Annotated in this window: 7 protein-coding genes; 3 read left to right on the top strand and 4 right to left on the bottom strand. The window is 71.5% G+C overall.

Going from position 1 to position 6775, the window contains the following annotated elements; translation table 11 throughout:
* A partial coding sequence (gene tnpA / locus BM085_RS28085) for an IS200/IS605 family transposase (RefSeq protein WP_143121101.1) occupies positions 1-213 on the top strand: 213 nt, incomplete at its 5' end.
* A gap of 178 nt (positions 214-391) precedes the next feature.
* Here tnpA and BM085_RS28080 read toward each other — a convergent pair.
* Positions 392-1759 carry an MFS transporter gene (locus BM085_RS28080; protein WP_093889886.1) on the bottom strand — a complete coding sequence of 456 codons (1368 nt, stop codon included), beginning with the start codon at positions 1757-1759 and terminating at the stop codon, positions 392-394.
* A 68-nt stretch (positions 1760-1827) separates the two neighbouring features.
* Here BM085_RS28080 and BM085_RS28075 point away from each other — a divergent pair, with 68 nt between their 5' ends.
* Entirely contained in the window at positions 1828-2562 is a 735-nt protein-coding gene (locus tag BM085_RS28075; protein ID WP_093889885.1) for an AraC family transcriptional regulator, read from the top strand.
* A gap of 251 nt (positions 2563-2813) precedes the next feature.
* On the opposite strand, the gene BM085_RS28070 is transcribed toward BM085_RS28075, so the two are convergent.
* On the bottom strand, positions 2814-3311 hold the full coding sequence (locus BM085_RS28070) for a hypothetical protein (protein WP_143121100.1): 498 nt from the start codon (positions 3309-3311) through the stop codon (positions 2814-2816).
* 102 nt (positions 3312-3413) lie between these two features.
* Here BM085_RS28070 and BM085_RS44680 point away from each other — a divergent pair, with 102 nt between their 5' ends.
* On the top strand, positions 3414-3575 hold the full coding sequence (locus BM085_RS44680; RefSeq protein WP_012887758.1) for a hypothetical protein: 162 nt from the start codon (positions 3414-3416) through the stop codon (positions 3573-3575).
* Positions 3576-3645: 70 nt separating this feature from the next.
* Here the strand turns inward: BM085_RS44680 and BM085_RS28065 are convergent, their stop codons facing one another.
* Both BM085_RS28065 and BM085_RS28060 read right to left on the bottom strand, forming a co-directional pair.
* The gene (locus BM085_RS28065) at positions 3646-4419 is read right to left on the bottom strand and encodes an alpha/beta fold hydrolase (protein ID WP_093889883.1); all 774 of its coding nucleotides are present in this window, start codon (positions 4417-4419) and stop codon (positions 3646-3648) included.
* Between the two features lie 56 nt (positions 4420-4475).
* Positions 4476-6710 (bottom strand): ATP-binding SpoIIE family protein phosphatase, encoded by a 2235-nt coding sequence (locus tag BM085_RS28060; protein ID WP_093889882.1) that lies wholly within the window; start codon positions 6708-6710, stop codon positions 4476-4478.
* Between the last annotated feature and the right edge of the window lie 65 nt (positions 6711-6775).

Raw genomic sequence — 6775 nt, 5'->3', positions numbered from 1 at the left:
GTGCACTACCCGCCCAAGGTCGCCCTCTCGACGCTGGTGAACAGCCTCAAGGGCGTGTCCGCCCGGCTACTGCGCAAGGAATATCCGGCACATATCCGTAAGTATCTGTGGGGCGGGCATTTCTGGTCGCCGTCGTACTTCGCCGCCTCCTGCGGCGGCGCACCCTTGTGGATTATCAAGGAGTACATCGAAAGCCAGAAGCGTCCGGGCTGAGCCGCTCGACGGCCTACCGGTCACCACACCGCTCGGGCCTTGGCGGCCCTCCCGCGCTGTCGTTTCCTGCCGGGCGTGAACGCCCGGGGTTCCACGCCAGATCACGCTGAAACGGGAGGCTCGGGGGTGAGCGTGATCGCGGTCGACCACCAGGTGCGACAGCCGGAGCTGCGGCCGCTCAGGGCCGGGGAGCGACTGGCGGCTCGCTTCGGCCGCCGGCTCCATGTCCAGCGGTCTGCCGCGGGCCGCCGGCATGTGACGGCAGCGACACGACGATGATCACAGCGCCGAGCGCCACGCAGACCGCACCCGCCGTGAGCCCGGCCGAGTAGCCCATGATGGCCAGCGCGGCCACCCCGACGGCACCACCGATCTGCTGGACGGAGGTGAACAGGGCCGAGCCGAGACCGGCGTCCTCCTCGGTGGTGCCCTCGACCGCGGCCACCGCCATCACGGGCAGGCTCAGCCCGTTGCCCAGACTCAGGATGAGCATCCCGGGCAGGACGTGGGCGGCGTAGGAGTCGCCCGCCGCCACGCCGGCCAGCAGCAGCAGGCCGGCGATGTTGACCAGGAACGCCAGCAGGAGCGCCCAGCGCGTCCCGATCCTGAGTGAGATGCGGGAGGACAGCCACATGCCTGCCAGGATGCCGGCGCCGTAGGGCAGGTAGGCGATGCCGGCCAGGAGCGGGCTGTAGCCCAGAACGGTCTGGATCTGGATCATCAGCAGGAACGACATCGCGTACATCGCCATCGAGAACAGCAGGGTCGCGCCGTTGGCGACCGCCCGCGTCCGCGAGGCCAGGAACGATCTGGGCGCCAGCGGTGCCGCCGCCCGCGACTCCGCCACCAGGAACGCCACCGCCAAGGCGGCGGAGAACACGACGGCCCCGATGGCGATCGGATCGCTCCAGCCGGTCTCTCCGGCTCGCAGCAGCCCGTACACCAGCGACACCGCGGCACCGGTGACCAGGACCGCGCCGGGAACGTCGAGGCGGCGCCGGCCGGGCGCGCGGGACTCGGGGACCAGTCGGGGAAGCACCGCCAGGGCCACGGCGACGATGGGCAGGTTGATCAGGAAGATCCCACGCCAGGACACCAGATCGGTCAGCGCCCCGGACAGCACCAGGCCCGAGGTCCCGCCCAGGGCCGCGATACCGCCCCAGATGCCCAGCGCCTTGGCCCGCTCCTGCGGCCCCGGATACAGCAACGTGATCATCGACATCGCGGCAGGGCTGGCCATCGCCGAACCCGCGCCCTGCACGAACCGCCCGATCACGAGCTGCCACGGCTCCTGCGCGAGCCCGCAGGCCAGGCTGGCCGCCCCGAACAGCGCCACCCCGATGAGGAAGACGCGGCGGCGGCCCAGCAGATCCGCCATCCGGCCGCACAGCAGCAGCAGCCCGCCGAAGGCCAGGAAGTAGGCGTTGACGACCCAGGGCAGCCCGGACGCGCTGAAGCCCAGCTCATCGCGGATGCTGGGCAGCGCCACGTTCACGACGGTGTCATCGAGCACGAGCATGAACTGGACAAGACACAACACAATCATCGGCACCCGACGACGCTATTGATCCGCCGCATTTGGCCACAATCCGCGACGAGGCCAGACTGTGTCGCATGGAGGACATAGGCGCGATCATCGTCGGCCGCTTCCCGCTCGCCTCGGGTGACTGGATCCCCCCGCACAGCCACACCCACCACCAACTCGCCTGGACCCGGCGCGGCGTCCTGAGCGTCGGCGTGGGCGAGGTGTACTGGGTCCTGCCGCCCACCAGGGCGCTGTGGCTGCCCGCGGGTGTCACCCACGCCACCGGCGCCACCCGCGACGCCGTGCTCTGCAGCCTGTACCTGGCACCGGAGCGCTGCCCACTGGACTGGCCCGAGCCGACGGCGGTCGGCGTCGACGGCCTGCTGGCCGAACTGATCGGGTATCTCTCCCGCGACGACCTGGCCGACGGCGCGCGGCTGCGCGCCGAGGCAGTGCTGCCCGACCTGCTGCGCCCGCTGCCCACCCGGCCCATCGACGTTCCGGAACCCACCGACGAGCGGGTCCGGGTGGCGGCGGCCGCCCTGCTGGCCGACCCCGCCGACCCGCGCAGCCTGGAGGCTCACGCCCGCGCGGCGGGCGTGAGCAGGCGGACGTTGACGCGGTTGTTCGTGCGCGACACGGGCATGAGCTTCGACCATTGGCGCACGCAGGTACGGCTACGTGCCGCCCTGCCGCTGCTGGCCGAAGGGCAGCCGGTGTCGCGGGTGGCACACAGCGTGGGGTACGCCACAGCGAGCGCGTTCCTGGTCGCCTTCCGCCGCACCGTCGGCACCACGCCCCGGCGCTACCTGCTCAATCGTTGACTTTGATCTTCTTCGCGGTAAGCCGGGGAGATGACCCGCGCAACGCGCTGACGGCTTGTCCAGCAAGGCCGCGACGGACCCCGGCGGCTGTCCGCGGTCCCCGAGCGGCCATCTCGCCGGTCATCTCACCGGCCGGTACGGCTCGCGCCCCTCGCCGGGCGCGAGCCGTACCGGCGTGACCGATCGGCCCGCGGGCCGGTGCTCAGATCTTCAGCGGGCTACCCGGCATCGACGGCCGCCCGGCGGAACCATCATTCCGGGACGATCTCCTCGATCTTCGTGGCCGTCCCGTCCTTGACCGTCACCTTGGCGTAGAAGGAGGTGCCCTCCTTGAGCGCCTTCCGGAGCTGGTCCGTGGTGCACTTGTGCGGGATCTTGCCCTCACTGCAGACGGCGCCCTGCACGTCCAGCACCTCGGTGAACGGCGTGAGCTCGACCTCCTGCGCCTTCTCACCCTTGGGAGCCACCGCGATCGAGTCCGCTCCCACCAGTGAGAGGTCTCCCAGCAGCACGCCGTCGGTCCCCCGGGGCAGGTCGATGCCCGGCGAGGCCGACGCCGTCGCCTCGGGCGCTGTGGCCGCCGGATCCGAGGGGGAAGAGGAGGGGACGGCCGGCTCGGAGGAGACCGCGGGCTCGGAGACGGACGCGGTGGGGGCCGCCGAGGGGTCGCCCTCGCTCGAACAGGCGGTGAGGCCGGCGGCGAAGGCGGCCACCAGCAGGATGCGCGTTACCTTCGTTGATCTGTTCACGTTGCGCAACGATGCCACGGAGTACCCCGTCTTGCTCAATCGCCGCAAGATCAGCTCGGGGAACGCATACTGGTCAGCGAAGGCTCATCAGAGGCGGTGTTGATGGACAGCGGACTGATCCTGCTGATCTTCCTGGCGTTCCTGTTCGCCTGGGGTCTCAACCGGGTCCGGCGCGCCCTGCGGCTCGGACCGGTCGCCTACGCGGGCGTCGTGATCGTGTTCGTCCTGGTCATGCTCGCGCTGTGGGGACAGACGTTCCGTTGACGCGCTCCCCGGCCTGAAGGCCCGCGACTCCGGTCCCGCCTCACGGGACCCGGACCCACCTCGCGGCCGGTTACCGCGACCCCTCCAGCAGCACCCGGGCGACCAGCTCGGGATCGTCGCTCATCGGCAGGTGCCCGCAGCCCATGAGCAGCTTCACCCGCTGGCCCGACCACCTGGCGGCCCGTACGGCCTGCCGCCGGAGCAGCAGCCGGTCGCGCTCCCCCCAGGCGATGGTGATCGGCGCCTTCGGCGGAGCCGGGGGCATCATCCACGCGAACGAGTCCAGGGTGTCGTCGAATCCGGGGGCGGCCCCGAGCGCCTGGGTGGCCGCGAGCAGCGCCTCGGCGGAGATCCGGGACGGGTGGGCCACCATCACGCCCGCCATGACCATCCGGCCCAGCGGGCTCGCCGCGGCGGCGGTGGCCCGCTCCGGCGGAACGGCGCGGGCCGAGGCCCGCGCCGCCCAGAGCGCCGCCCGCGCGTACGCGAGCTCTCCGCGGCTCCAGAACCCCGCCGGGGAGAGCGCCGTGGCCGTGCGGACCACGCCCCGCGAAGCCAGCTCAAGGGCGACGTAGCCGCCGAGGGAGTTTCCCGCCACGTGAGGCTCGCGCAGGCCGAGCATCGCGCAGAACGACTCGACCGCGTCGGCGAGGCTCTCCGCCGTGTACGGCGAGCCGGGCGGCAGCGGCGGGGAGACGCCGAAGCCGGGGAAGTCGACGGCGATCACGTCCCGCTCGGCGGCGAGCCGGTCGAGCACCGGCAGCCACGCCTGCCAGTGGTGCCCGATGCCGTGCAGCAGAACCAGAGGCGGTCCGGCCCCACGCCGTTCGAAGGCCAATTCCATGCCCCCGAGTCAAGCACCGATCCGGCACTTCTCCTAGTCCCGCCGCGCCACCGCGCTCACCGGGACTTGGTCGGGATCTCGAACCAGACGGCCTTGCCCTCCTTGGTGGGACGCGAGCCCCAGCGCTTGGCGAGCTGGTCGACGAGGTAGAGTCCCCGGCCGCCCTCGTCGTTCTCCCCCGCGCTGCGGATGCGGGGAAGCCGTAGGTCCTGGTCGAAGACCTCCACCCAGACGGCCTCCCCGCCCCGGCGGAGCCGGAGCGTGAACTCCTTCTCGTTGACGACCTCGTTCTCCAGGCCCGGGAGGTCGTCCCAGGTCTCGTCGAACGGCATCGGGGCGCTGTCCAGCACCAGCTCGCGGCGCGGGACGCTGGCGCTGGCGGCGTGCAGCACCACGTTCGTCACCACCTCGGAGACCAGCAGGCAGGCGAGCTCGGCGCGCTCCTCGGGGACGTTCCAGCCCGTGAACGCCTCCGCCGCCATCCGGCGGGCCTCACCGACCATGATCGGCTGGGCCGGGAAGGTGCGCTCCTCGACCTCGAGGTCGGCGGGGGCGGACCTGATCACCAGGATGGCCATGTCGTCGTCGATCTCGCCGGGCACGGCGACCGTCGCGGCGTCCGCGATCCGTTCCACCGAGGAGTCGGAGACCTCGATGAGCTTGCCGGCGAGCAGCGCGAGGGTCTCCTCGTCGTTGGGCGGCCTGCCGTCGGCGTCGCGCACCGGCCTGCGGTCCACGAGGCCGTCGGTGTAGAGCAGCAGCGCGGCCCCGGGGGGCAGCTTGCGCGTCTCCTCCTTGTAGACCAGATCGGCGTGAACGCCCTTGGCGCGGACGCCGAGCGGCTGGCCGACCTCCTTGATGTCGAGCTCGGCGCAGGTGCCGTCGTTGAGCAGCAGCAGCGGCGGCGCGTGGCCGGCGTTGGCGAACGACAGCTGCCGCGACCAGGCGTCGTAGACGAGGTACTGGCAGGTGACGATGGGCGGGACGCTGATGTCCTCGCCGCTGTCGTCCCGCTCGGGGGTGGCGATGATGCGCGTCCACTCGTCGAGCCGGGCGAGGATCTCCGCGGGCGGCTTGTCGTCCTGGGCGAAGGCGCGCAGCGCGGCGCGGAGCTGCCCCATGACGGCGGCGGCCTTGGCTCCCCGGCCCTCGACGTCGCCGATGACGATGCCGACCCGGCCCGCCGACAGCGGGATGACGTCGTACCAGTCGCCGCCGACCTGGGTCTGGATGCCCTGCCCGTGCGAGGCGAGCGGCGCCGCCGGGTAGTAGCGGACCGCGATCTCCAGCCCGTCGAGCTCGGGCAGCGGCGCGGGCGGCAGCAGGTATTTCTGGAAGGACTCGGCGGTGTGCCGCTCCTCCTCGAACAGCAGCGCGTTGTCCACGGCCAGGGCGACGCGGGTGGCGATGGCCCCCACGAAGTCGCGGTCGAAGGCGTCGTAGTGCGGGCTGCGCCGGTCGGTCAGGTTCGACAGGCCCAGGTACATCAGCCCGAGGACCTCGCCCCGCACGCACAGCGGCGCCACGATGGCCGAGGTCATCCCGATCTCGGCCGCCAGGCGGGTGCTGGCCTCGCCGGGGCTGGGATAGTTGGTCTGGGAGAAGTCCTCGACCAGGATCGTCTCCTGGCGGCGCAGCGCGATCTCGGCGTAGTGCCCCACCGGGTAGCGGATCTCCGCGCCGAGCGGCGCCCAGGTGTTGGGCGGCGGGCTCCACCCCTGGACGTGGGTGGAGATCCTCCGGGTCAGCCGCTGGCCCTCCATCAGCTCGATGAAGCAGTGGTCGGCGAACTGCGGGACGAGCATGTCGGCGACGCGCTTGAGCGTCTCCTCGACGTAGAGCGAGCCGGCGAGCCGCTCGCCGATCCGCTCCAGCAGGCCGAAGCGGTCCTTCTCCCGCTCGTTGCTGCGCATCGCCTCGCGGGCGGTGATGACGATGCCCGTCACCGACCCCGACGGATGCCGCAGCGGCACGGCCTGGGCGCGGACGTAGATGATCGTCCCGTCACCGCGCCTGACGTCGAACGTGCCCTCCCAGACGCCGCCCTTGAGCACGTGTTTGGCGAGCTCGATGGCGAGTGGGTGGTCCTTCTCCATGATGCCCAGCGAGAGCGCCTGGTCCCGCGACCCGGGGACTCCGGGGCGGCCGAACAGCTTCTCCGCGAAGGGATTCCAGTAGAGAAGGTTGCTGAACCTGTCGGTGACGACCACCGCCATCTCGGCATGGTCGAGAACGGAACTCGCCGAAAGGTGGTCGGCGGTGTCCTGAGTCACATCCCCCCACCGCTTCATCCGGTGACCACCCCTCGGGGACGGGTGTGCGCAAAGCGAACCACGGTTGCTCCTGCTGCAGTCTC

It is taken from the genome of Streptosporangium canum (assembly GCF_900113865.1).
Taxonomy (GTDB): Bacteria; Actinomycetota; Actinomycetes; order Streptosporangiales; family Streptosporangiaceae; genus Streptosporangium; species Streptosporangium canum.
This window is presented reverse-complemented; position numbering and strand designations above follow the sequence as displayed.

Bases quoted from the DNA above. Each gene is read 5' to 3' on its own strand.
- BM085_RS28075 (WP_093889885.1), top strand. From the start codon at position 1,828: ATGGAGGACATAGGCGCGATCATCGTCGGCCGCTTCCCGCTCGCCTCG.
- BM085_RS28060 (WP_093889882.1), bottom strand. From the start codon at position 6,710: ATGAAGCGGTGGGGGGATGTGACTCAGGACACCGCCGACCACCTTTCG.
- BM085_RS28065 (WP_093889883.1), bottom strand. From the start codon at position 4,419: ATGGAATTGGCCTTCGAACGGCGTGGGGCCGGACCGCCTCTGGTTCTG.
- BM085_RS28080 (WP_093889886.1), bottom strand. From the start codon at position 1,759: ATGATTGTGTTGTGTCTTGTCCAGTTCATGCTCGTGCTCGATGACACC.
- BM085_RS44680 (WP_012887758.1), top strand. From the start codon at position 3,414: ATGGACAGCGGACTGATCCTGCTGATCTTCCTGGCGTTCCTGTTCGCC.